Genomic DNA, 23,406 nt, shown 5'->3' with positions numbered 1-23,406 from the left:
CGCTTCCCACTGCGTTCCGTGCCCAGCAGCGTCTCCCGGTCCTCTCGACACCGGCCCGGCCCCCGGGCGCGATGCGACCGCCGGTGAGCTGCGAGTATGTCGAGGGGCGGCCACCTCGGGACAGCTCCGCCGCCCGAGCAGCCGACCGATTCGGAGCAGCACATGCCCGCACCACTCACCGTCGCCGTCGCCCAGCCCGTCTGCGAGCATCTCGACGTTGCCGCGAACGCCGCAGCCCATGCCGAGGTGATCAGGGTCGCGAAGACTCGGCTGATCGTCTTCCCGGAGCTGTCACTGACGGGCTACGACCTCGCTGCCCCGGCCGTCTCGCCCGACGACGCCCGACTCCGGCCGATCGTCTCCGCGTGCCGCACCACCGGAGCGACGGCTCTGGTCGGGGCACCGGTACGCGAGGCGGACGGGCGTGAGTACATCGCCGTGCTGGCCGTCACGGAAGAGGGCGCGCGGGTCGTCTACCGGAAGATGTGGCTGCACGGCGAGGAGTTCGATCGCTTCGCTCCGGGCGAGAAGCCGCAGGTCCTGGTGATCGACGGCGTGCGGCTGGGCCTTGCGGTGTGTTACGACGCGGCCGTCCCGGAACACGCCGCCGAGACCGCCGCGCTGGGCATCGACGCGTATGTGGCCGGCACGCTCTACGGCGCGGGTCCCGAGTCGGCGGCCCGGCGCGACGGGCACATGAGGGAGCGGGCGCTCGCTCACGGGGTGTGGGTGGTGCTGGCCACCTCGGCGGGGGCCAGCGGTACGTATCCGGAGACGTCCGGCGGTTCCGGTGTCTGGGGGCCTGACGGAGCCGCGGTCGTGCAGGCCGGTCCGGAGCCCGGCGCCGTGGTGTCCGCGGCGCTCGGGGGAGCCGTGCCTGCCTGAGGCGTGTCCGGCGGACGGGACACCCCCTGGGGCCCTTCTTCCGGCTCAAGGACCTGGGGCGAGCATCTCCGACGTGATCGCCCACCGTTCGTGGTCCCGCCACGCCCCGTCGATGAGGAGGAAGTCCGGGGAGAGGCCTTCGAGGCGGAAGCCGGCCCGGCGCACCAGGGCGATCGAGCCCTTGTTGCCGGGTTGGATGTTCGCTTCCAGGCGGTGCAGGGCGAGCGGGCCGAAGGCGTACCGCAGGACCAGGTCGAGGCCCTCGCTCATCAGGCCGCGCCCGGCCGCATGGGCGAACGCTCCGTATCCCAGCGCGCCGCAGCGGAAGGCGCCGCCGACGATGTTGTTGATGTTGATGAAGCCTGCGATGGGGCCGCTTCCGGCCGCGGTCCCGTTCCCATCGTCGACGGCTGTGCGTTCGCAGAGGAGGAAGCCCGCCTTTGCGGGGTCCTCGATCAGCCGGCCCGCGTAAGCGGCGTACGCACGCGGGTCGTCGGGCGGGAACAGCCACGGGCGGTGCAGGCCGCCGCTCTCCTTGGCCCGGCTGGTGAACTCCTCGGCGTCGGCGGGGGTGAAGGGGCGGATCCCCACGCGCGGGCCCTCCGCCAGGTAGACGTTGTCAGACATCCGGACAGCGTAGACAGCGCGCCGGGCTCACTTGGGGCGACGGCGGAACAGATAGCCGCCGCACACCATGCCGGCCACGAACATCGCGATCAGCGCCACGTACAGGGGCAGCGTCACCAGCGGGATCAGCAGACGGATGGTGACCTCGCCGGTGTTCTCGGCGATGAAGACGATCGACAGGACCGCGATGACGAGGACAACGATGCGGGACGGTGAGAACGGTCCGACGCCGCCCTTGCCGCCGCTCGATACGTCCTTCGGGCTCATGGCTGGGCCCCTTCCCTGGTCCTGATGCGCCACCACCCCCCGACTCCAGGATGCCCCCATCCCGCTTCCGGGGGGTGGTGGCGTGCGGCCGTACAGGTGACGGTCCGCTCCGGATCAGTTCACCCGTCCTGCGACAACCGGCAGCTCCAGCACACCGGTGTCCGGCGGGCTGCTGACGACTTCGGAGTGCGTTCAGATCAGCGCGGGCACCTCGACGGTGAGCGTGCCGGGGCCGCCGTCCGCCGGCGCGTCCAGCACCGCGGGCACGCCGAACGGAATCGTCAGCGCCGTCGGGCCGTGGCCGAAGCCCAGTTCCTCGACAACGGGCACGCCCAGCCCGCCGAGCCGGTCGGCCAGGACCGCACGCACCTCCTCGTACGGTTCGCAGCCCTGCCAGGAACCGCAGGCGACCCCGGACACCCCGGACAGCGCCCCGGCCCTCAGGAGTTGGGTGAAGATGCGGTCGAGGCGGTACGGATCCTCCGTCGTGTCCTCGATCATCAGCAGTCCGCCCCGGGCGGACGTCCGGGCGTACGGAGTGCCGATGTCGGCGGCGAGGAGGCTCACACAGCCGCCGTACGTGATGCCACGGGCCCGGCCGGGCGCCAGCACCCCGGCCGTCCGAAGGCCGAGGGTCCGCACCGACTCCGGCTCGAACAGGGTGGCCCGCAGCGACTCCTGGGTGTCCGGGTCCTTGAGGAAGGTCTCCGCGGCGACCATCGGGCCGTGCAGCGTCGCGAGCCCCATGCGCTGGGCGAACGCCTCATGGAGCACGGTGATGTCGCTGTAGCCGACGAACGCCTTGGGTCCGGCCGCGCGCATCGCCGCCCAGTCGACCAGGTCGACCATGCGGTGCGCCCCGTACCCGCCGCGGGCGCACAGCACCGCATCGAACGACGGGTCGCACCACGCCTGTTCGAGGTCGCGGGCACGCGCCACGTCCGTACCGGCGAGGTAGCCCAACTCCGGGTGAAGATCGCGGACATGGGGCATCTCGACAGGCTCCAGGCCCCAGCCGCGCAGCACGTCCAGGCCCGCCTCCAGGCGGTCGTCCGGCACCGGACCGCTGGGCGACACGACGGCGACCCTGGCACCCGGTCGCAGACGGGCGGCGCGGGTCAGAGGAGTCAGCGTCACTTCTTCAGCTCCAGTTGTGGCACGTCGGGGCGGTCGATGCCGAAGGTCTGGGCGTAGAGGGAGAGTTCGGCCTCCAGTGCGGCGATCATGGTGTCGGCACGCCGGAATCCATGGCCCTCCCCCTCGAACGTGAGATACGCGTGCGGGATGCCGCGCCCTTCGACGGCGGTCAGGAACCGCTCGCACTGGACCGGTGGGCAGATCACGTCGTCCAGCCCCTGGAGCAGCAGGAACGGAGTGGTCAGCCGGTCGGTGCGGTTGATCGGCGACCGCGCGCGGTAGCGGTCCGGGACCTCGGCGAGCGGACCGATCAGGGACTCCAGGTACTGCGACTCGAAGTCATGGGTCTCGTCGGTGCCCCAGCCGGTCAGGTCGAGGATGGGATAGATGACAGTGCCGCAGGCGTACACGTCGGTGCTGGTCAGCGAGGCGGCGGTGGTCCAGCCGCCGGCGCTGCCGCCGCGGATGGCGAGCCGGTCCGGGTCGGCCGTTCCCTCGGCTGCCAGCGCCCGGGCTACGGCGGCGCAGTCCTCCACGTCGACGATGCCCCACTGTTCGCGCAGCCGGTTGCGGTAGGCCCTGCCGTAACCGGTGGAGCCGCCGTAATTGACCTCGGCGACGCCGATGCCGCGCGAGGTGAAGTAGGCGATCTCCAGGTCGAGGACGAGCGCGGCATGCCCGGTGGGGCCACCGTGCGCCCACACCACATAGGGCGGCAACTCGCCTTCCGGGTCGCCCCGTTCAGGGTTGCGCGGCGGGTAGATGTGGGCGTGGATGTCGCGGCCGTCGGGCCCGGTGAAGGTGCGCTGTCGAGGTTCGGGGTAATAGGCGGGATCGACATCGTCGCGGTGCTGCGCGCCGATGATCCGGGTGCGGCCCGTCGCGGTGTCCAACTCCACGACCTCGTATGCGCTCTGCGGGCCCGCGGCGACGCCGACGACCCGGCTGCCGTGAACGGCGAGTGTCTCGGCCCACTGGGTCCAGGGACCGGCGGTGTCGGCGAGTTCGCCGGTCTCCGGGTCGAGGATGCCGAGGGTGGTGGTGCCCTTGCCGTGGATGGTGGCGATCAGTCCGTTCTCCAGCGGACGGAACCAGCTGAGCCCGATCTTCCAGAGCGGCCCGGCGAACTCCTGTTCCCGTGCGCAGAGCGCCACCGTGCCCCGGTGCGGATCGGCGCGGTACAGGTTCCACCAGCCGCTGCGGTCGCTCGCGAACAGGAGCTGTCCGTCGGTGGTCCATTCGATCTGCGGCACCGATTCCCCGGGTCCACCGCCGAAGCTCCAGGCGCTGCGGAACGTACCGTCGTCGGTGACGTCGGCGAGCATCACCTCGGTGCCGTCCCACGGCATCCGCGGATGGTCCCAGGCGATCCACGCCACACGCCGCCCGTCGGGCGACAGCTTCGGCCCGGTCACGAAGCGGTGCCGGCCGTCGGAGAGTTCGCGTACCGCGCCGCGGTCGTCGGCCGCCGATCCGTCCAGCGGTACGGCGGCGATCACCCGGCGCACATCGGTGGGTGCCTCGCCGGTGAACTCCTCCAGGACGCACCACACTTCGCCCCGCTCTCCCCGGTCGAGGTGCAGCTGCGGGTCGACCCAGCGCAGTCCGTCGCCGACGGCCGACACCGGGGTGAGCGGCCATGGCTCGTCGGGCCCGTCCGGCGCGTACGCGTACAGCCGCTGGTCGGTGAAGTTCACGAAGACGATCAGCGGTCCGGCGTCGGCACGCCCGGCCCCGGCCCAGGGCAGTCCGCCGTACTCGATGACGCGGCTGCGGACGTTCCACGGAACGGGCAGCACGGATTCGGTGGTCCCGTCCGCCCGACGGCGGACCAGGGCGCGGCGGCCCGCCTCGGCCGGGCGCGGCTCCGTCCACCACACCTCGTCGCCGACCGCACCGACGTACTCCGGGCGGCCGTCGTGCGAGGCGGCCAGCCGTGCGTCGATCGGCGACGGCCATGTTCCGTAGGCCCCTGTGGACACCATGTTCAATCCCCCCGTGCGGGTCAGGCCGTGCGCAGATAGTGGTCGAGTACGCGGACGCCGAAGTGCAGTGCCTCGACGGGCACGCGTTCGTCGACGCCGTGGAAGAGCGCCTGGTAGTCGAAGCCGACCGGGAGCTTCAGCGGTGAGAAGCCGTAGCCGGTGATGCCGAGCCGGGAGAACTGCTTGGCGTCCGTGCCGCCCGACATGCAGTACGGCACGACGTGGCCGTCCGGGTCGAAGCGTTCGACGGCGGCCCGCAGTTTCGCGTACGTCGGTGAGTCGACCGGTGCCTGCAGAGCGACCTCGCGGTGGTGGAACTCCCAGTCGACGTCCGGTCCGGTCAGCCGGTCCAGGGTGGTGTGGAACTCGTCCTCGCCACCGGGCACCGTCCGGCCGTCGATGTAGGCGAGGGCATGGCCGGGGATCACATTGACCTTGTACCCGGCTTCGAGCATCGTCGGGTTGGAACTGTTCCTGACGGTCGGCTCGACCAGGGCCGCGGCCGGTCCGAGCTTTCCGAGCAGTTCGTCCACGTCGAACCCGGGGGCGTCGACATCGGCGCGGATGCCGTGCAGGGCGGCGATCTCGGTGAGGGCGGCGCGTACGGTCGGGGTGAGCCGCACCGGCCATTCGTGCGTGCCGATCCGGGCGACGGCCGCGGCGAGCGCGGTGACCGCGTTCGCCCTGTTGACCTTGGAGCCGTGCCCGGCCTTGCCGTGGGCGGTGAGCTTCAGCCATCCGGTGCCGCGCTCGCCCGCGGCGATGGGGTAGAGCGGCATCCCCGGTCCGGCGTGGAAGGTGAAGGCGCCGGATTCGCTGATGCCCTCCGTGCACCCTTCGAAGAGTTCGGGGTGCCGGTCGGCGAGGAAGCCGGAGCCGTCCTCCGCGCTGGCCTCCTCGTCGGCGGTGTACGCGATCACGATGTCACGGCGGGGCCGGACACCGGCCCTGGCCCAGGCCCGGACGACGGCGAGGACCATCGCGTCCATGTTCTTCATGTCGATGGCGCCGCGGCCCCAGACGACACCGTCGCGGACCTCCCCGGAGAAGGGGTGCACGGTCCAGTCGTCGGCCTCGGCGGGCACGACGTCGAGATGCCCGTGGACGAGGAGCGCGTCGGCGGACGGGTCGGTGCCCTCGATCCTGGCGACCACGTTGGTGCGGCCCGGGGTGCGTTCGAGCAGCTGGGGCTCCAGTCCGGCCGCGGCCAGCCGTTCGGCGACGTACTCGGCGGCCGGGCGCTCCCGGCAGTCGCCGCCGCCCCGGTTGGTCGTGTCGATCCGGATCAGTTCGGACGTGAACGTCACGGATTCGTCGAGGGCCAGGTCGTCGACGGATTCCTGGGGGGCGGTCGCCTCAGCCATACTGTTCCTCCACGGCGGACGACACGATCGTCGTCACCGCCTTGAACGTGCGAATACTTTCGTACATCGTCGCGCCGGTGTAGGCGACGCGCCGCTCACCACTGGGCGCCACGCCGGGAACGACGGTGGCCGCCGCGGCCAGATGCTCGGCATCGAACTCCAGCTCCACCGTGAACGGGCCGCCCTGTACCGGCTCGAGGCGTCCGGCGAGCGAGGTGGCCTCCTTGGCGGCCGCGCGGATATCGGCCGCGGTACGTGCGGGGGTCCGGCACACCGCGGCGTATCGCGACACATAGTCCTTCACCGCGACCTTGCGGGCGGCGGGGGCGTATCTTTCGGCGTCCACGCAGGTCAGGTCGTCGCCGGTGACGAGGACGACGGGCACGCCGTACTCCGCGGCGACATGCGCGTTGAGCAGCCCCTCGCTGGCGCGGACCCGGTTCAGCCAGACGCCGGTGATGGAGTTGGCGAGGTATGTGTGGGCGAGCACGCCCTCCGTACCGGCTCCCGTGTGGTAGCCGACGAAGGCGATCGCGTCGACGTCATCGTGCTGGATGCCCTCCACCATGCTGAGGGGCTTGTGCCTCCCGGTGAGCATCTGGACCCGCTCGTCGAGCCGCTCCAGCAGCAGATTGCGCATGGACCAGTGGGCCTCGTTGATCAGCACCTCGTCGGCGCCTCCGTCGTAGAAGCCGAGGGCCGCCGCGTTGACATCGGAGGTGAACATCGATCGGCAGCGCTCCCACTGCGGCGTCCCGGGCAGCACATCGGCCGGCCAGGTCACGCCCGTGGCGCCTTCCATGTCCGCACTGATGAGGATCTTCACGGTGTATCGGTCCTCTCGCAGGTCAGCAGGCATGCGCTCCGGCCGTGACAGCGGTTGCCGGCCTCCGCCCCGGAGGAACGCCCGACAGGCTCCCGAAGCGGCCGTTCGCGAAGGGAGATCTTCATGCGGCAACACCGTACGCGGCGGCGGAGTCCCAGGCCAGAGGTGTTATCAGCTCCAGAGGTCCAGTCCAGTGCGGGGTCGGTCGGACGGCCGGTCGGCGAGGGGACCCGGGTGCCGTGCCTCCATCAGCCCGGGTCCCGTGCCCGGGCCGCAACCGGCATGGCGTGGCCCGTCCGTGGGCGACGCGGGGGTCCCTCGGGTCACACCGCGGTGATGAGCCCGCCGTCGATGACGAAGTCGGATCCGGTGACGTTGCCCGTACGCTCGCTCGCCAACAGCACGACCAGGTCCGCGACTTCGTCCGGGCGGGTGAACCGGCCCGTCACCGACTGGGCCGCGGCCCCCTGGATGACGTCCTCCGTCGAGGCGCCCGACGAGGCTGCGACCGTGGCCGCCACGCCGTCCCGGCCCAGCCGGAGATCGGTTTCGACCGGCCCGGGGCTGACCGTGTCGACCCGTACCCCTCGCGGACCGACCTCCTTGGACAGGGCCTTGCAGAAGTCGGTCAGGGCCGCCGCAACCACCTTCACTCCTTCCTCCGCGAGCGCCCGGGTCACGGCAAGGCCGATGCCCTGCCGGCGCCGGTGACCACGGCCACCTTGCCCGTCAGACGCAGATCCGTCAGAGGTCACCGCACTCAGCGTTTCCGGGCCCGGCCGGTAGCGCGCGGCCAAGGGTGCAGTGGTGTGGCATCGTTCGGCCGTCCGGGTGAAGACGGCTCACGCCCGCATGCCGACCATGGAAGGCGCCAGTGGTCGGCCTCCGTCGTCGGCGCCCCCTACGACGGGGCGCCGACGACGGAGGCCGGGTCCGACGAGGAACCTCAGGAGGTCTTCAACAGCTTCTCGATCCTGGCGAGTTCCTCGTCGCCGAACTCCAGGTTGCGTACCGCCTCGACACTGTTCTCCAGCTGAGCGACGCTGCTCGCCCCGACTACGGCGGAGGTCACACGCCCGCCCCGCAGCACCCAGGCCAGCGCCATCTGCGCCAGGGTCTGCCCGCGCTCGGAGGCGACCAGGTCGAGCGCGCGCAGTCGGGCCACCAGCTCGGGGGTCACCGACTCGGGCGTCAGGAAGGGGCTGCTGCCCGCCGCACGGGAGCCCGCCGGGATCCCCTTCAGATAGCGGTCGGAGAGAATGCCCTGCTCCAGCGGCGAGTACGCGATGGAACCGACGCCCAGGTCGTCCAGCGTCGTGAGCAGTCCGTCCTCGACCCAGCGGTCCAGCATCGAGTAGCGCGGCTGGTGGATCAGCAGCGGCGTGCCGAGCTCCTTGAGGATGCGGGCCGCCTCCCGGGTCTGCTCCGGCGAATAGTTGGAGAGACCGACGTAGAGCGCCTTGCCCTGGCGTACCGCCGAGTCCAGCGCCCCCATCGTCTCTTCGAGCGGCGTGTCCGGGTCGGGCCGGTGGGAGTAGAAGATGTCGACGTAGTCGAGTCCGAGCCGGGTGAGGCTCTGGTCGAGCGACCCGAGCAGGTACTTGCGGGAGCCCCACTCCCCGTACGGCCCGTCCCACATCAGGTAGCCCGCCTTGGTGGAGACCACGATCTCGTCCCGGAGCCGGGCGAAGTCCGTCCTCAAGGCGCGTCCCATGGCGGTCTCGGCGGCGCCGGGAGGCGGGCCGTAGTTGTTGGCGAGGTCGAAGTGCGTGATGCCGAGGTCGAACGCCCTGCGCAGGATCTGGCCCTGGGTCTCCGCGCTCCGGTCGCTCCCGAAGTTGTGCCAGAGGCCGAGCGAGAGAGCGGGGAGCCGCAGACCGCTGCGTCCGGTGCGCCGGTACGGCATGGCCTGGTAGCGATCGGGCGACGGCATGTACATGCAGGGCTCCACGGGGAGGGGAGGGCGGGTACGCGGGGAAACGCGCGGTCCTCAGGCTCCCCGACAATGATCCAGCAGTCCAACAGGAGATTCAGGTTGGATTCATCGTCTAGGTTTCTCAATCATGGAATTGCGCCAGCTCGAACATTTCATCGCCGTCGCCGAGGAGCAGCACTTCACCCGTGCCGCCGAGCGCGTCGCCGTGTCGCAGTCCGGGCTGTCCGCCTCCATCCGCTCCCTGGAACAGGAGTTGAAGACGCCGCTGTTCAGCCGGACCACACGCACGGTGCGGCTGACCGAGGCGGGTCGCGCCCTGCTGGTGGAGGCGGAACGCACGCTGGCGGGCGCCCGGGCGGCGCGGGACGCCGTCGATGCGGTACGCGGACTGCTGCGCGGCACACTGACGGTCGGGGTCGAACAGTGCGTGGCCGGTGTCCGGGTGCCGCAGCTGCTCGCGGCCTTCCACCGGACCCACCCGCAGATGGAGATCCGGCTCCGCCAGGAGGGCACGACGAGTCTGGTGAACGGGGTGGCGGGCGGCCGGCTCGATGTCGCGTTCGCGGCGGCCGTCAGTGCCGCGGAGTGGCGGGGCGAGCTGATCCCGCTGGCCCGGGAGCGCATGGTCGTCCTGTGCGCTCCCGGGCACCGGTTCGCACGGGCGGCGGACGGCGTCGCGTGGGACGAGCTGACGGGTGAGTCCTTCATCGACTTCCATCCGGACTGGGGTCCCCGCCGCGCCGCGGACGAGGCGTTCGCCACGGCGCGGGTGCGCCGCACGGTGGGGCTGGAGGTGACGGATGTACACAGCCTGCTGGAGCTGGTGCACGAAGGGCTGGGGATCGCGGTGGTACCGCACCACTTCTCGCGTAAGCCGGAGGCCCTGGGGCTGGTCGCGGTGGAACTGGACGGTCCTGAGCAGCCGTACTACGAGAGCGTCGTGGTGCTTCCGGCCGCCGGGGCGATGAGCCCGGGCGCCCGGGCGCTGATGGCGTTGGTGCGCGGTGACGCACACGGTGACGTACCGAGTGACGCCGGGCACTGACGGCGGTCATCCCCCCAGCGCGCTCGCGAACGCTCCCGGCTTCTGCTGGACTCCGCTGCAGGTGTCACTCGCCGTCGACGTGTCCTCGTCGGTGCACTCCTGGTCGCGGAAGGTGGCCCACATGGAGAGCGCGCCCATGCCGGTCCGACGGGCGAAAGCGCGCAGGGATGCGGCGTCGGCGAGGGTGAACGTCTCCCCTGCCACGTCGTTGACACCGGGCATCACCGTGATATGGAGCGACTTCCAGGCCTCGGTGTCCGACAGCCCGAGTACCTCGGTGAGCTGGTCATGGGTGGCTTCGGCGGCCTGTCGCGCGTAGTCGCTCATGTCGCCGTCGTGGGACGTGCTGTAGTTCATGGCCATGATGTTCACTGCGGAGATGTCGACCTTCTGCTCGACGGCGTCGCTCAGGAGGCCCGTACCGGTGGACTCCAGGCCGTCCGGCATCACAGGCAGGGTGTACGTGACATCGAGGTGCCGCCGCTTCTGCAGGAGGCGGAGCGCCTTGTCGCGGAGGGTGATCGACGCCCGATCGGTGAGTGCGTCGCCCTCGATGTCGAAGTCGGCCTTGGTGGCACCGACGGCGTCGAGCACCTTGGCGTAGGCGTCGGCCAGCTCCTCCGCGCTGTCACACGCGAGCGCCAGCTCGGTCCCCGCGGCCCCGCCGAACGAGACCCGGACGTCCGCGCCGGTCAACGTCAGCCGGGCGACGCGTGAGGTCACCGACGCACTGGTGGCCTCGGCGGTGCCGCCCCAGAGGGGGGTGCAGGTGTTGCCGCCGGCGACGACGAAGGCGAGGTTGTACGTGTCGGGGGAGCCGACGGAGTCGGTATCGGCCGCGGTCGTGGCGCTGACGTACGGGGTGTAGGCGGTGGAGGCCGCGGGGCCGCCGGGACGGGGGGACGAGGTACCGTGCTGGTTCGCCGCCGACCCCGTCGTACAGGCCGAGCAGGCGAGCCCGAGCGCGACGAGTCCGGCGACGGCGGCGGTCGCCCGCTTCGCGCGGCGCGCCGCGCCGCCCGGAGAGCGCTTCGGTGACATGCGCATAAAGATTGCACCTGCTCTCGTGAGAATTGTCCCGACACAGCAACGATGAAAAGCGGGAACACCGAAAACCTCTCACACATCGCCAGGCGCCCGAACGCGGCGCATATCACCCCGCACACACGGCAGCATGTCCGAAAACGTCTCATCCACCAGGCACTGCACGGGTCATGACGTCGCGTCGGCGCGACGGAAGGTGCCGGGCGAGCGGCGGTGTTCTCAGTTCACTCACAGACTTCCCGCGTTGTCACAGCATTCGGCAAGGAATGCCTCAGACTTCGCACATCGCAGTTCGTCAGCATGCGCTCATGCATGTCGATACCGCCATCGAGAAAGATCCGCCCCGCGGCGGCCGCCGTAAACACGCCGGTACGCCGAGGTCCCGGGCCGCGGCCGGGACCGGGACCGAAGCCCACGAAGGCCCCGTCTTCGTGGACAGTTCCGGGCGCCGCGCCCGCCTGTTCCGGCGCGCCGGTATCGCACTGGGCGTCGCCTGTGTCGGTTACGTGGCCGTGCTGGGCCTCGCCTTCATGGGCGGCATCTCCATGTCGCCCTCGGAGCTGATCCCGTTCGGTGGCGCACCCTCCGCCCAGGGCGGCCCCGGCGGAAACACGCCTCCGGGAGGTGCGGGCGCACCACCGAGCGGTCCGCCGGCCGGCGAACGCCCCACGGCTTCACCGTCCGTGTCGGCCTCCGTCACGGGCCCGGCCTCCGCCGCGTCCGTGTCGGTCACCACCGGAACCGGCTGATGGAGACGGACCGGGCACACGGCCCGGCCTCCGACCGGCAGCCTGACCAGCGGCCGGACCGCGGAAGCCTCCCCACCGCGGCGCCTTCCCCCGTACCGCCGAAGCGACGGCATGCCACGCCGAGCCGGATCGAACGTGTCCGCCGCCAGGCCGTCCCCAAGCCGCGCGTGGTCATCGCTCTTCTGCTCCTGCTCGGCCTCGTCTCCGTGATGCTGCTCGACGGCTATCTGCGGGCCGAGGTCGGAAACGATCAGCGTGTCCGCTCCGACGCGAGCGCGAGCAAGGTGCCGGACAGCGTTCTCGACGGCGGGCCCTTCCTCAGCTTCGAGGGCGGCACGGCGCGGACCCGGTCCGTGCCGGACAAGACGATCGTGCTCACCTTCGACGACGGCCCGGACCCCGAGTGGACCCAGAAGGTGCTCGACATCCTGGACGACAACGAGGTGCCCGGCACGTTCTTCCTGGTCGGCTCGATGATCTCGCGGTATCCGGACGTGGTGCGCAGGATGGTCGACGACGGCAACGAGGTGGGCATCCACACCTTCACCCACGTCGATCTGTCGTACCAGAGCGCGGCCCGCGTCAAGCGGGAGATCGCGCAGACACAGCTCGCTCTGGCAGGCGCCGCGGGCATCACGACGACCCTCTTCCGCGCCCCGTACTCGTCGACGAACGACGCGATCGACAACTACAGCTGGCCCGTCTACAAGCGGCTCGGCGCGATGGGCTACACCAGCGTCTTCATCGACACGGACAGCGAGGACTGGCAGCAGCCGGGCGTATCCAAGATCATCAAATGGGCCACCCCGAAGAGCGGGAAGGGCGCTTCGGTGCTCCTTCACGACGCGGGCGGCAACCGCGAGCAGACCCTCGAAGCGCTGCCGCAGTACATCAAGAAGATGAAGGCGAAGGGCTACACCTTCACCACGGTCAGCGGCGCCCAGCAACAGGCACAGGGGCAACAGGCACAAGGACAGCAGGGCGCACAGGCCGGCGCGCCGGCCCCGGGGAGCAGTACGGCCGCCTCACCGCAGAGCAACCCCGAGCAGGCCGCGCACCGCACGGCCGACACGTCCACCCTCTGGGAGGGCCGCGCCCTGCTCGGCGCGGTCGCCGTCGCGGAGTGGACCGTGCCCGGTCTCGCCGTGGTGCTGGCGGTCGTGGGCGTCGCCGTGCTGGGCAGGTTCGCGATGATGCTCGTCCTCGCACGGCGCCACTACCGGCAGCGCAACAGACGCCGGTTCGTCTGGGGCCCCGAAATCACCGAACCGGTCAGTGTGATCGTGCCCGCGTACAACGAGAAGGAGTGCATCGCAAACACCATCAACTCCCTTGCCGCCAGCACCCATCCCATCGAGATCGTGGTCGTCGACGACGGCTCGACCGACGGCACGGCGGAGATCGCCGAGTCCCTGGGGCTGCCGAACGTGCGGGTGATCCGCCAGGCGAACGTGGGCAAGTCCGCGGCGCTGAACAACGGTGTGCGGCATGCGCGTCACGACATCGTGGTCATGATGGACGGCGACACCGTCTTCGAACCGGACACCGTTCAGCGGCTCGTGCAGCCGTTCGGTGACCCGGAGGTCGGTGCGGTCGCGGGCAATGCCAAGGTCGGCAACCGCAACACCGTGATCGGCGCCTGGCAGCACATCGAGTACGTGATGGGCTTCAACCTCGACCGCCGGATGTACGACCTGCTGCGCTGCATGCCGACCATCCCGGGCGCGATCGGGGCGTTCCGCCGCGCAGCCGTGCTGGGGGTCGGCGGGATGAGCGAGGACACGCTCGCCGAGGACACCGACATCACCATCGCCCTGCACCGCGCGGGATGGCGGGTCGTCTACGCGGAACACGCGCGCGCCTGGACCGAGGCGCCCGCAACGCTGGGGCAGCTGTGGCGGCAGCGCTACCGCTGGAGCTACGGCACGATGCAGGCGCTCTGGAAGCACCGGAAGTCGGTGACGGACCGGGGGCCGTCGGGCCGGTTCGGCCGGGTCGGCATGCCGCTCGTCGTCCTCTTCCAGATCGTCACCCCCGTCTTCGCGCCGCTCATCGACGTGTTCACGGTCTACGCGATGATCTTTGTGGACTTCAGGGGATCCCTGCTCGCCTGGCTGGCGGTGCTCCTCGTCCAACTGGTCTGCGCGGCCTACGCCTTCCGCCTCGACCGCGAGCGGTTCCGGTATCTCCTCATGCTGCCTCTGCAACAGGTCGCCTACCGGCAGCTGATGTATCTGGTGCTGATCCACTCGTGCGTGACCGCGGCGACGGGCGGCCGGCTGCGGTGGCAGAAGCTGAAGCGCACCGGTGAGGTCGGCACACCGGCCTCCGGCACGGGGGTGCGCTGATGGCGGGCGCACACCGCAAGGGCGCGCTGCCGACCGGAATCCCGATGCAACGACCGGCCGAGCACTCGGCGGAGGGTACGGAACCGGGGCCCCCGGCCGGGGAAACCGCCCCGCCCTCTCCCGCACCGCTCCCCGGCCGAAGTGCGGGCCGCGACCGATGGTTCGACGCACTGCGGGCCTTCGCACTGGTCCGTGTCATCACGTACCACACCTTCGAGTGGCCCTGGCTGGGGCTGGCCTTCCCCTCCATGGGCGTGATGTTCGCACTCGCCGGCTCGCTCATGGCGCGTTCGCTCGAGCGGCCCGCGTCGCACGTCCTCCGCGGGCGGCTGCGCAGACTGCTGATCCCGCTCTGGGCGTTCGCGCTGGTCCTCGGCACGGCGATGCTGCTGCACGGCTGGCTGCCCGGCCCGGATGTCCTGTACTGGGTGCTGCCGGTCGGCGATCCGCCGGGCAACGCGTGGGGCGAGCAGGCCTGGGCGGTGCTCTGGTACCTGCGGACGTATCTGTGGTTCGTGCTGATGTCGCCGGTGCTGCTGCGCATCTTCCGGTCCGCCCCGCTGCCCGTGCTCGCGCTGTCGCTCGTGCCCGTCGTGGTCCTGGAGACCGTGGGCGGCGTGCCGGACGGGCGGCTGGGCAGTGCGCTCAGCGATCTGTCGGTCTTCCTGTTCTGCTGGCTGCTCGGCTTCGCCCACCGTGACGGCGTCCTCGACCGGATGCGCCCCGCCGTCGTCGTCCCCGTGGCCTCGGCACTGCTGGCGGCGGGCGCCTGGTGGGCCTTCCACCACCGGGTCGACGGTTCCTACGATCTCGACGACATCCCGCTCGCCCAGGCGCTGTGGTCCGCCGGGTTCGTCCTGCTGCTGCTCCGCTTCCGTCCCGACTTCGCCGGGATCGCCCGCCATCGCGTGGCCGACCGGATCGTGAAGGTCTTCAACGCCCGTGCCGTGACGATCTATCTGTGGCACGAGGTCGCCCTGATGACGAGCGTGCCGCTGATCGATCTGATGTGGAACGTGCCTGCTTTCGAACGGGATCTGCCGTTGGACAGCATGTGGTTCCAGTTCGGGGTCGCCTGGGCGCTGATCGCGGCGGCCGTGGCCCTCTTCGGCTGGGTCGAGGACATCGCGGCGAAACGGGGGCCGCGCCTGTTGCCTTAGAGGAGCTCACAAAATGGGCGCCCGGCTCGCGACGCCTGGCACGCACGCTCGCTGCGTTGCCGAAACGCCCTAGTAGCTCCGCTACGAGGACCTTCCAGCGCCTTGCGATCGCACGCACCAGACGCCGCGAGCTGATCGGACTCCCACTTTGTGAGCTCCTCTTAGGGCTGTCCCCCGCCGCACCGTGCGTCCTCGCCGCCGGCCCTACCGGTCGGCGGCGAGGACGAACCAGCGGGCGGGCAGGTCGATGCGGGTACCGTCCGGCAGGTGCTCGGTCTGGGCGAGCGCCGTGGGGCCGCTCGCGAGCGTCGTCAGCCCCGCCGCCCGCAACAGCTCCGGCACCTCCTCCTCCGTGGCGCTCGCCGGCCGGAGCCCGTGCTCGAAAACCCGTCGTAGTTTCTCGGGCGGGCCGCCCGGCGCCTGGGCCGCCTGCTGCAGCACCGTCTTTGACGCCGGGGTCAGCTCGGCGACGAAGGCCCGCCCCCGCGCCCCCAGGAGCGTCGCGACGGCTGCCGCGACAGCGGGACGTGCCTCCGGCTCGCTCTGGTGGATCACCGCCCGCATATAGACGTTGGTGTCGCCGATCCGTTCCCGCAGGGCCTGTACCGCGTCCCCGTCGACCAGGTTGAGCTGCTCGAACTCGGCGATGCCCACGGAGTCCGCGCGGCGTGCGTGCCCGATCGCCGCCTGCGAGAGGTCCACGCCGATGGCGCGGGGGAACCGGGTGGCGAGGTAGCGGGTCTGGGTGCCGTTGCCGCACCCGAGGTCGACGACGGGCAGCGCGGTGTCGGCGTACGGGAGCAGCAGCTCACTGTGGGGTACCGAGTTGAGGGACGGGTCGGAGTCCCAGATCGCCTCGCCGGGTACGCCGGAGGTCGACGACCAGTAGCCTTCCCACGCTTCGCGGTAGCCCTGTGACACGTCCATACGTACTCCCAAGTCCGGTGCATGCACCCACAGTCATTCGCTGGGCAACGGACTACCGTCCCGGCAGCGTCCGGGGCAAGAGAGCGGGCATCATCCGCCGCTCGACGCACCTCTTTTCACCCGGTGTTCGACCGGGGGCGGGGAAATCGGACGAGTGGCTGCTCGAACCACACGGTCTTGCCATGTGCCGTGGTGCTCGTGCCCCACTCCCGGGCGAGGTTGCTCACCACCATCAGCCCGCGTCCCGACTCGTCGTGGGCGGAGGCGCTGAGGAGGGTGGCAGGGGCCGGTTCGTCATCGCTGACCTCACAGAGCAGGGCGCCGGTCCGGACCAGACGCAGCCCGATGTGGCGGATGCGCCCGTGGTTCACGGCGTTGGTGACCAGCTCGCTGACCATCAGTACGGCCGACTCCACCGCGTCCGGCAGATCCCAGTCGAGGAGCTTGCCGCGCACCAGGCTCCGGGCTCGTGCCACTTCCCGGGCGTCCAGGGCGAGTTGCCATTCGGCGACGTCGTCGTCCGGGATGCCGTTCAGCCGGGCCATCAGCAGCGCCACGTCGTCCTTGCGGCCGCCCTTCGGGTTCAGGGCGCGGATGATCGTGTCGCAGGCATCGTCCATCGAGGCGGCGGGGTGCGCCGCGGAGGCGCAGAGCGTGGCGAGTCCGGCACCGATGTCCTGGCCGCGCACCTCGACCAGCCCGTCGGTGCAGAGCACCAGGCGGTCGCCGGGCCGTACCCGTATGGTCGCGGTCTCGAAGGCGACACCGCCGACTCCGATCGGCGCCCCCGTCGGCAGGTCGAGGAGCTCGGCCCGGCCGTCCTCGGCGCGCACCAGCACGGGCGGGATGTGCCCGGCATTGGCGATCTGGAGCTCGGAGCTGATCGGGTCGTAGACGGCGTAGAGACAGGTTGCGAGATATTGCTCGCCGAGGCGCTGCGCCAGGTCGTCGAGGTTGCGCAGCAGCTGGGCAGGTGGCATCTCCATGGTCGCCATCGTCAGCACGGCGGTGCGCAACTGACCCATCATCGCGGCCGAGTTGAGACCGTGTCCCATGACGTCCCCGACGACCAGCGCGGTTCGGGAGCCGGGCAGCTTCACCGAGTCGAACCAGTCGCCGCCGATCCTGCCGAGCCGGGTGCCGGGCAGATAGCGGGTGGCGATGTCGCAGCCGGCCATGCGGGGCTCGACCTGGGGCAGCATGCTGTCCTGGAGGGTGTCGGCCACATTCTCCTGGTACGTGTACATGCGGGCGTTGTCGAGGACGAGCCCGGCACGGGCGGCGAGTTCGGCGCCGGTGGTGCGGTCCATGTCGTCGAAGGGCTCACGGCCGGGACGGCGCATCAGGACCATGAAGCCGAGCACCACGTCGCGCGCCTTGAGCGGGACGATCAGCAGGGATCGGTGGGTGATCAGCGGCCGCAGGTCACGCTTCTCGAACTCGCCCGAGATCCGGTTGCTCATCTCCTCGCCGACGTACGGGACGAGGACGGGTTCGCCGGTGACCATGCACTGGAAGAACGGCGTGTGCTGCGGGAAGGCGATGGACTCACCGACCGGGACGGTGTCGTCCCAGCGGCCGGGTTCGTCGTTGTGCTCGACCCATACCCGGTGCCAGACGGTGGTGACGTCGGGCGGCCCGTCCGGGAAGCCCTCACCGGCGAGGACCGCGGCGCGCAGATGCGTACCCGCGAAGTCGGTGAAGCGGGGGACGGCGGCGCTGGTGACCTCGCGGATGGTGCGTTCCAGATCGAGGGAGGTGCCGATGCGCCCGCTCACCTCGTTGAGGAACTCCAGCCGTTCGCGGACGGCGGCGTACTCCAGGTCGAGTTCGGGGCGGCGCACGGCGCGCGGTACCGGAGCCCCGTCGGCTGTGGTCTCCGGATCATCGGGCCGGCTGCGCGCACTGCGGCGCGGTACACCCCAGTCGGGGGTCACCGGGACCCGCGCATGGCGGCTGAACTCCAGGATCGGATAGCCGAGTTCGAGTACCTGGGAGACGATCCGGGTCGCTTCGTGGACGCTCATGTTCGGCAGGATCTCGGGGAGGCGGCCGGCCAGGTCCCGGTAGCCGGGGAAGTCGGTGTGGAGCGCGAAGCCGGGGGCGATCGTCTCGCTGTCCGGGGCGCCGCCCTCGTCACCGCTGTGCAGGGGCACGGCGTCCGCGGCGAGGACGAGGAGCCGCTCGGCGGCGGGGCCGACGAGCGGGTAGGCCCACCACAGGATGTCGATCCGGCCGCGCTCCGGTTGGTCGACCCTGGCCCGCCCCGCTGCCGGGTAGGCGACGGTGCCGCTCAGCGAACCGTCGAGCTCCGGGCCGAAGTCACCGTACGTACCGCCGGACGGCCCGGGCTCCGACTCCTGCGGTAACGCCCCGGAGACCGGGAGGAGTTCACCGGCCGGGCAGCCGATGGCATCCTCCCTGGCCACGCCGAAGAGCCGTCGGGCCCCGGTCGACCAGTGCGACACGAGGCCGTCCATGTCGACGACCACCACGGCGAGCGGAACCCGCCCCGCGACTGCTTCACGCGGTTGTGGTGCCCTGTGCGGCGGCATATCCAGGTCCATGGGTGGAAGGCTCCTTCCCCACCGCAAGGTTCTGCGGTATGCGACTCCACGGTACGTCCCCGCGTCCGGCGCCCGCCGGTCATCGGCGGAATCCCCCGGAGGTTGTGCGCCCGCGCACCACCGCGCGCCACCGCGCGCAACGCGGCGCCGGGACGCGGCGTCAGTCCTCGTGACCGAGTTGCAGGTCACGCTCGGTTCGCCCGCCGCCCGCGACCTGGAGGACAGTGGCCACCGGCGGGTACCCCGCCGCGATGACGGTGTACTCGCCGGTCGACAGGTCCACGAAGCGAAACGCCCCGTCGGGCCCGGTCGTCAGGGTGTCGACGACATTGCCCGCCGCGTCCAGGAGCGTGACCCGGGCGTCCTCGACGGGCCGTCCGCCGCTCGCGCGTACGACGCCGCGCAGCACCGCGCCCCCGGCCAGCTCGATGTCCTGCCGGGTCTCCCTGGCCGCTTGCACGCTGACCGGCAGCGCGGCGGGCCGGAAGGCGGGGGCGCTGGCGGCAAGGGTGTACTCTCCGGCCACCAACTCCGAGATCACATAGCCGCCTTCACGGCCGCTGCGGGTGGACGCGACCACCTCGCCGCGTACATCGGTGAGCGTGACGGAGGCATCCCGCACCGGGATCCCGTCGGCCGTGACGACAGTCCCGGCCAGCCGGCCCGCACCGCCGAGCACCACGTCGAGCTCGACGGGCCGCTCGCCGACGGTGACGCTGACGGCCTGCGGCTGGTGTCCTCCGGCCGCCGCGATGAGGACGTAGGAACCCGAGCCGGGCACGCTCAGCGCGTACCGCCCGTCGTCGCCGCTCGCGCCGCGGCCGACCTGCTTCCCCTGGATGTCGATCAGGGTGAGGGCGGCGCGGGGGACCTTCGTACCGTCCGGGTGCTGGACACAGCCGCACACCGGGACGCCCGACAGGTAGACGGGCGGTGGAGGGGCGTGGGTGGTGCGGGCGGCGGGGATGGGGGTGGCGGACTCGGCGGCTGCGGATTCCGGGCTGTGGTGGGACACCAGCGGTTTCTCCTTGAGGAAGAAGGCGATGACGAGGCCGAGTGCGAGCACCGGCACGAGGTAGAGGAAGATCCGCGGCATCGCGTCGGCATACGCCTGGATGTAGCTGTCGCGGAGGGCCGGCTCCATGGCGTGGACCAGCTGCGGGGTGATCGACTCGGGGTCGGGGAGGTCGGCGCCGGACGGGAGGCGGACCGCGAGGGCGTCGGCGAGACGGCCCGCGAAGAGCGTCCCGAAGACGGCGGCGCCGACGCTGCCGCCGATCTGCCGGAAGTAGTTGTTCGCACTGGTGGCGGCGCCGAGGTCGGCGGGTGGTACGGAGTTCTGCACGGCAAGGACGAGCACCGGCATGATCAGGCCGATCCCGATGCCGAGGACGGCCTGCGCGATGCTGTATTCGACGCGTGGGGTGTCGGTTTCGAGACGGGAGAGAAGCCACATGCCGGCGACCGAGATCGCACTGCCGAGGATCGGGTAGACGCGGTAGCGGCCGGTACGGGAGATCAGCTGGCCGGAGACGACGGACGCGCCGACGATGCCGCCCATCATCGGGAGCATCAGCAGCCCGGATTCGGTGGCGGTGGCGCCGTCGACCATCTGCAGGAACGTCGGCAGATAGCTGGCGGCGCCGAACAGCGCGACGCCGACGACCGCGCCGACGAGCGCGGTCACGTTGAAGATCGAGTCGCGGAACAGCCTCAGCGGGATCACGGGTTCGGGCGCGCGGCGCTCGACGACCAGGAAGAGCAGAGCCGTTCCGGCGGCCCCGGCTGCCAGCCCGAGGATGGTGCGCGAGCCCCAGGCGTACTCCGTACCCCCCCAACTGGTCAGCAGCACCACGCAGGTGGAGGCGGCGGCCAGCAGCAGCGCGCCGAGCACATCGAGCCGGGGCCGGACGGCGGGTTTGGGGAGTTTCAGTACGACGGTGATGACGGCCAGCGTGACCAGTCCGAACGGGACGTTGATGTAGAAGCACCAGCGCCAGGACGCGTGGTCGGTGAAGAAGCCGCCGAGCAGCGGTCCGGCGACGGACGCGAGACCGAAGGCGGCGCCGATCAGCCCCATGAAACGGCCGCGCTCGCGGGGCGGTACGACGTCCGCGATGATCGCCTGGACCCCGATCATGAGCCCGCCGCCGCCGATGCCCTGGACGGCACGGAAGGCGATCAGCTCGTCCATGGTCCGGGACCAGCCGGCCAGCGCGGAGCCGACGACGAAGACGACGATGGCGAACTGGAAGACGCTCTTGCGGCCGAAGAGATCGCCGAGCTTGCCGTAGATCGGCAGCCCGATGGTGGAGGCGAGGAGATAGGCGGTGACGGCCCAGGACATCTTCTCCAGGCCGTGCAGCTCACCGACGATCTTCGGCAGGGCGGTGGCGACGATCATCTGGTCGAGCGCCGCGAGCAGCAGGGTGAGCATCAGTCCGAGGAAGACCAGTCGGATCCGGCGGGGGCTGATCTCCGCGGCGTCGGGACCCGGTGGGGGCGAGGGCGGAGCCACCGCACCGGACAGGGCGACGGTCTGCACACCGTGCGGATCCGCGGTCGCCGCCTCGACCTCGCCCTCCGCACCGTCCGGCTCGTCCTTCACCAGAGTGATTCCACCCGCCACGTGCCGCTCCCCTCGTCGCATCCGCGCCGCCCATTTCTCGCATTGCACGACAAGGGAGGGCAAACGCGACGGGGGGCGCCGGCGGCGCGCTCGGGGGGCTTATCCCCCGGTGGGAGCCACTACGGCGCACAACCGACCGGCCGGGAAGACCACCCGAACCGGTGAGGCCGGTCAGCGCTGGATGAGGCTACTTCTCGACCGCGGTCGCCAGGTTCTGCAGCAGCTCGTCGTAGATGCGTCCAAGCCCCTTGGGCGCAAAGGTCTTCTCGAAGAAACCACCGATGCCGCCCGCGCCGTTCCAGACCGTCGAGACGACGGCCTTGGACCGGCCCTCGCCGGCCGGGGTGACGGTCCACGTGGTGACCATCGACGAGTTGCGGTCCTTCTCGACGAGCTGCCCGTCGGTCGGCTCGGTCACGTCGAGCAGGCAGTCGCGGACCCGCTTGCTGGTGGCCTGGAGCTTCCAGTGGACGAGGGTGCCCTCACCGTCACCGCCCTCGCGGACCTCGTACTCGCTGAAGTGGCCGGGCAGGACCTTGCCCCGGACCTCCTGGTAGTCGGCCAGCGCGTCGAACACCGTCTCCGCGTCCGCCGCGATGATCCGCTCTGTCGTGGCTTCGACCTGCGCCATGGCTGTTCCTCCAGCACTCGGTTGTTCGGGGGTGTGCTGAGCCAATCACCTCCGGCACGCCGCTCAAAATCCGGTCCGGGACGAAGGGGAGAAAACGATCAAGGGAACAAGTGTTCTATTCTCTCTCCAGTGCTACCGAGGAGGCGTCCATGCGCTGGGACAATCTGGTCGAGAACACCCGCGAGGCCGGGCCGGGCACGCTCTTCGCCGCGGACGCGGTGACCACGCGCACCTTCGACACCCCTGAATTCCGGGGGATCACCTTCCATGAGATCCGGGCCCGCTCGATCGTGAACCGGGTACCGGGCGCATCGCGGATGCCGTTCGAATGGACCGTGAACCCGTACCGGGGCTGCACGCACGCCTGCGTCTACTGCTTCGCCCGCAAGACCCACAGCTACCTGGACCTCGACACCGGGCTCGGTTTCGACTCCCAGATCGTCGTCAAGATCAACGCCCCGGAGCTCCTGCGCCGCGAGCTCGCCTCCAGCCGCTGGCACGGCGCGCACATCGCGATGGGCACCAATGTCGACTGCTACCAGCGCGCGGAGGGCCGCTACCGGCTGATGCCCGGCATCATCACAGCCCTGCGTGATCATGCGAACCCGTTCTCGATCCTGACCAAGGGCACGCTGATCCTGCGCGATCTGGAGCTGCTCAAACAGGCCGCGGAGGTCACCGAGATCGGCATCTCCGTCTCGGTCGGCTTCGTCGATCCGGAGCTGTGGCGCACGGTGGAGCCCGGCACGCCGTCCCCCGAGCGCCGGCTGGACGTCGTGCGCGCCCTGAGCGAGAACGGCATCGACTGCGGTGTGCTGATGGCACCCGTCATCCCGTTCCTCGGTGACCGGCCGGACCAGCTGCGGGCCACCGTCCGCGCGATCGCCGACGCCGGGGCGAGCTCGGTGACCCCGCTCGTCCTCCATCTGCGGCCCGGCGCCCGGGAGTGGTTCATGCAGTGGGTCGGGCAGCGCCATCCCCAGTTGGTGCGGCGGTACCAGCAGATGTACGCGGACGGGGCATACGCACCCACCTGGTACCAGCGCACGATCACACGCCGGGTCCACGAGCTGGCGGCCGAGTTCGGCATCGGACCGACGCGCCGCGGCGAGGCACGCCGGATCTCCGTCCAGCGGGAACGGCTCGACCGGCAGTCACCGCCGGACGGTCCCGGGTCCACCCAGCTGACCCTTCTCTGAGCCTCCGTCACCACCCCGGCAAACGGGTCAACTCTCACCCCATCATGTCCTTCCGTGTCCGAATGTGGGGAGCATGCGGC

The 23,406-nt window shown here is 70.8% G+C and carries 19 protein-coding genes; 6 read left to right on the top strand and 13 right to left on the bottom strand.

Features of this window, described 5'->3' with window-relative positions; all coding sequences use genetic code 11:
- The first annotated feature begins 162 nt into the window (after positions 1-162).
- Positions 163-885, top strand: coding sequence for a carbon-nitrogen hydrolase family protein (locus tag ACFU8W_RS18240; protein ID WP_384037953.1), 723 nt, complete (start codon positions 163-165; stop codon positions 883-885).
- Positions 886-930: 45 nt separating this feature from the next.
- On the opposite strand, the gene ACFU8W_RS18235 is transcribed toward ACFU8W_RS18240, so the two are convergent.
- From ACFU8W_RS18235 to ACFU8W_RS18200, 8 genes are all read right to left on the bottom strand, one after another.
- Complete coding sequence (locus ACFU8W_RS18235) at positions 931-1,512, bottom strand: GNAT family N-acetyltransferase (RefSeq protein ID WP_384037950.1); 582 nt, start codon at positions 1,510-1,512, stop codon at positions 931-933.
- A 27-nt stretch (positions 1,513-1,539) separates the two neighbouring features.
- Positions 1,540-1,779 (bottom strand): DUF1049 domain-containing protein, encoded by a 240-nt coding sequence (locus ACFU8W_RS18230; protein WP_384037946.1) that lies wholly within the window; start codon positions 1,777-1,779, stop codon positions 1,540-1,542.
- 192 nt (positions 1,780-1,971) lie between these two features.
- Entirely contained in the window at positions 1,972-2,916 is a 945-nt protein-coding gene (locus ACFU8W_RS18225) for an LD-carboxypeptidase (protein ID WP_384037943.1), read from the bottom strand.
- Positions 2,913-4,901 (bottom strand): prolyl oligopeptidase family serine peptidase, encoded by a 1,989-nt coding sequence (locus ACFU8W_RS18220; protein ID WP_384037940.1) that lies wholly within the window; start codon positions 4,899-4,901, stop codon positions 2,913-2,915. The genes ACFU8W_RS18225 and ACFU8W_RS18220 overlap by 4 nt, the downstream gene beginning before the upstream one ends.
- 20 nt (positions 4,902-4,921) lie before the next feature.
- A complete protein-coding gene (locus tag ACFU8W_RS18215) occupies positions 4,922-6,265 on the bottom strand; it encodes a M20/M25/M40 family metallo-hydrolase (RefSeq protein WP_384037937.1) in 1,344 nt (447 codons plus the stop codon).
- Complete coding sequence (locus tag ACFU8W_RS18210) at positions 6,258-7,091, bottom strand: M55 family metallopeptidase (RefSeq protein WP_345511261.1); 834 nt, start codon at positions 7,089-7,091, stop codon at positions 6,258-6,260. The genes ACFU8W_RS18215 and ACFU8W_RS18210 overlap by 8 nt, the downstream gene beginning before the upstream one ends.
- Positions 7,092-7,414: 323 nt before the next feature.
- Positions 7,415-7,738, bottom strand: a complete 324-nt coding sequence (locus tag ACFU8W_RS18205; RefSeq protein WP_384037934.1) for an SDR family oxidoreductase — start codon at positions 7,736-7,738, stop codon at positions 7,415-7,417.
- A 299-nt stretch (positions 7,739-8,037) separates the two neighbouring features.
- A complete protein-coding gene (locus tag ACFU8W_RS18200; protein ID WP_384037931.1) occupies positions 8,038-9,030 on the bottom strand; it encodes an aldo/keto reductase in 993 nt (330 codons plus the stop codon).
- A 124-nt stretch (positions 9,031-9,154) separates the two neighbouring features.
- Between ACFU8W_RS18200 and ACFU8W_RS18195 the strand changes: the two genes are divergently transcribed.
- Positions 9,155-10,072: a LysR family transcriptional regulator gene (locus ACFU8W_RS18195; RefSeq protein WP_345511265.1), complete on the top strand. Its 918-nt coding sequence runs from the start codon at positions 9,155-9,157 to the stop codon at positions 10,070-10,072.
- A gap of 6 nt (positions 10,073-10,078) precedes the next feature.
- On the opposite strand, the gene ACFU8W_RS18190 is transcribed toward ACFU8W_RS18195, so the two are convergent.
- Complete coding sequence (locus tag ACFU8W_RS18190) at positions 10,079-11,113, bottom strand: chitinase (RefSeq protein ID WP_384037928.1); 1,035 nt, start codon at positions 11,111-11,113, stop codon at positions 10,079-10,081.
- 311 nt (positions 11,114-11,424) lie between these two features.
- On the opposite strand from ACFU8W_RS18190, the gene ACFU8W_RS18185 reads away from it, so the two are divergent.
- From ACFU8W_RS18185 to ACFU8W_RS18175, 3 genes are read left to right on the top strand one after another with little or no spacing between them, the layout of a single operon-like run.
- Positions 11,425-11,865 (top strand): hypothetical protein, encoded by a 441-nt coding sequence (locus ACFU8W_RS18185; RefSeq protein WP_384037925.1) that lies wholly within the window; start codon positions 11,425-11,427, stop codon positions 11,863-11,865.
- Positions 11,865-14,213 carry a bifunctional polysaccharide deacetylase/glycosyltransferase family 2 protein gene (locus tag ACFU8W_RS18180; protein WP_384037922.1) on the top strand — a complete coding sequence of 783 codons (2,349 nt, stop codon included), beginning with the start codon at positions 11,865-11,867 and terminating at the stop codon, positions 14,211-14,213. Before ACFU8W_RS18185 ends, ACFU8W_RS18180 begins: the two co-directional genes overlap by 1 nt.
- On the top strand, positions 14,213-15,373 hold the full coding sequence (locus ACFU8W_RS18175) for an acyltransferase (RefSeq protein ID WP_384037919.1): 1,161 nt from the start codon (positions 14,213-14,215) through the stop codon (positions 15,371-15,373). The genes ACFU8W_RS18180 and ACFU8W_RS18175 overlap by 1 nt, the downstream gene beginning before the upstream one ends.
- 204 nt (positions 15,374-15,577) lie before the next feature.
- Here ACFU8W_RS18175 and ACFU8W_RS18170 read toward each other — a convergent pair whose 3' ends face one another.
- The 4 genes from ACFU8W_RS18170 to ACFU8W_RS18155 form a co-directional block, all read right to left on the bottom strand.
- Positions 15,578-16,300 (bottom strand): class I SAM-dependent methyltransferase, encoded by a 723-nt coding sequence (locus ACFU8W_RS18170; protein ID WP_384037916.1) that lies wholly within the window; start codon positions 16,298-16,300, stop codon positions 15,578-15,580.
- Positions 16,301-16,416: 116 nt separating this feature from the next.
- The gene (locus ACFU8W_RS18165) at positions 16,417-18,867 is read right to left on the bottom strand and encodes a SpoIIE family protein phosphatase (RefSeq protein ID WP_384037914.1); all 2,451 of its coding nucleotides are present in this window, start codon (positions 18,865-18,867) and stop codon (positions 16,417-16,419) included.
- A 160-nt stretch (positions 18,868-19,027) separates the two neighbouring features.
- On the bottom strand, positions 19,028-21,496 hold the full coding sequence (locus ACFU8W_RS18160; protein ID WP_384037911.1) for an MFS transporter: 2,469 nt from the start codon (positions 21,494-21,496) through the stop codon (positions 19,028-19,030).
- Positions 21,497-21,683: 187 nt separating this feature from the next.
- Positions 21,684-22,127: an SRPBCC family protein gene (locus ACFU8W_RS18155; protein ID WP_384037908.1), complete on the bottom strand. Its 444-nt coding sequence runs from the start codon at positions 22,125-22,127 to the stop codon at positions 21,684-21,686.
- A gap of 149 nt (positions 22,128-22,276) precedes the next feature.
- Between ACFU8W_RS18155 and ACFU8W_RS18150 the strand changes: the two genes are divergently transcribed.
- Complete coding sequence (locus ACFU8W_RS18150; protein ID WP_384037905.1) at positions 22,277-23,326, top strand: Rv2578c family radical SAM protein; 1,050 nt, start codon at positions 22,277-22,279, stop codon at positions 23,324-23,326.
- Positions 23,327-23,406 lie beyond the last annotated feature (80 nt).

The organism is Streptomyces sp. NPDC057565 (assembly GCF_042801455.1).
Taxonomy (GTDB): Bacteria; Actinomycetota; Actinomycetes; order Streptomycetales; family Streptomycetaceae; genus Streptomyces; species Streptomyces yanii.
This window is presented reverse-complemented; position numbering and strand designations above follow the sequence as displayed.

Coding starts and splice junctions, on each gene's coding strand:
- ACFU8W_RS18240 (WP_384037953.1), top strand. CDS start 163: ATGCCCGCACCACTCACCGTCGCCGTCGCCCAGCCCGTCTGCGAGCAT.
- ACFU8W_RS18235 (WP_384037950.1), bottom strand. CDS start 1,512: ATGTCTGACAACGTCTACCTGGCGGAGGGCCCGCGCGTGGGGATCCGC.
- ACFU8W_RS18230 (WP_384037946.1), bottom strand. CDS start 1,779: ATGAGCCCGAAGGACGTATCGAGCGGCGGCAAGGGCGGCGTCGGACCG.
- ACFU8W_RS18220 (WP_384037940.1), bottom strand. CDS start 4,901: ATGGTGTCCACAGGGGCCTACGGAACATGGCCGTCGCCGATCGACGCA.
- ACFU8W_RS18215 (WP_384037937.1), bottom strand. CDS start 6,265: ATGGCTGAGGCGACCGCCCCCCAGGAATCCGTCGACGACCTGGCCCTC.
- ACFU8W_RS18200 (WP_384037931.1), bottom strand. CDS start 9,030: ATGTACATGCCGTCGCCCGATCGCTACCAGGCCATGCCGTACCGGCGC.
- ACFU8W_RS18195 (WP_345511265.1), top strand. CDS start 9,155: ATGGAATTGCGCCAGCTCGAACATTTCATCGCCGTCGCCGAGGAGCAG.
- ACFU8W_RS18190 (WP_384037928.1), bottom strand. CDS start 11,113: ATGTCACCGAAGCGCTCTCCGGGCGGCGCGGCGCGCCGCGCGAAGCGG.
- ACFU8W_RS18185 (WP_384037925.1), top strand. CDS start 11,425: ATGCATGTCGATACCGCCATCGAGAAAGATCCGCCCCGCGGCGGCCGC.
- ACFU8W_RS18180 (WP_384037922.1), top strand. CDS start 11,865: ATGGAGACGGACCGGGCACACGGCCCGGCCTCCGACCGGCAGCCTGAC.
- ACFU8W_RS18175 (WP_384037919.1), top strand. CDS start 14,213: ATGGCGGGCGCACACCGCAAGGGCGCGCTGCCGACCGGAATCCCGATG.
- ACFU8W_RS18170 (WP_384037916.1), bottom strand. CDS start 16,300: ATGGACGTGTCACAGGGCTACCGCGAAGCGTGGGAAGGCTACTGGTCG.
- ACFU8W_RS18165 (WP_384037914.1), bottom strand. CDS start 18,867: ATGGACCTGGATATGCCGCCGCACAGGGCACCACAACCGCGTGAAGCA.
- ACFU8W_RS18155 (WP_384037908.1), bottom strand. CDS start 22,127: ATGGCGCAGGTCGAAGCCACGACAGAGCGGATCATCGCGGCGGACGCG.
- ACFU8W_RS18150 (WP_384037905.1), top strand. CDS start 22,277: ATGCGCTGGGACAATCTGGTCGAGAACACCCGCGAGGCCGGGCCGGGC.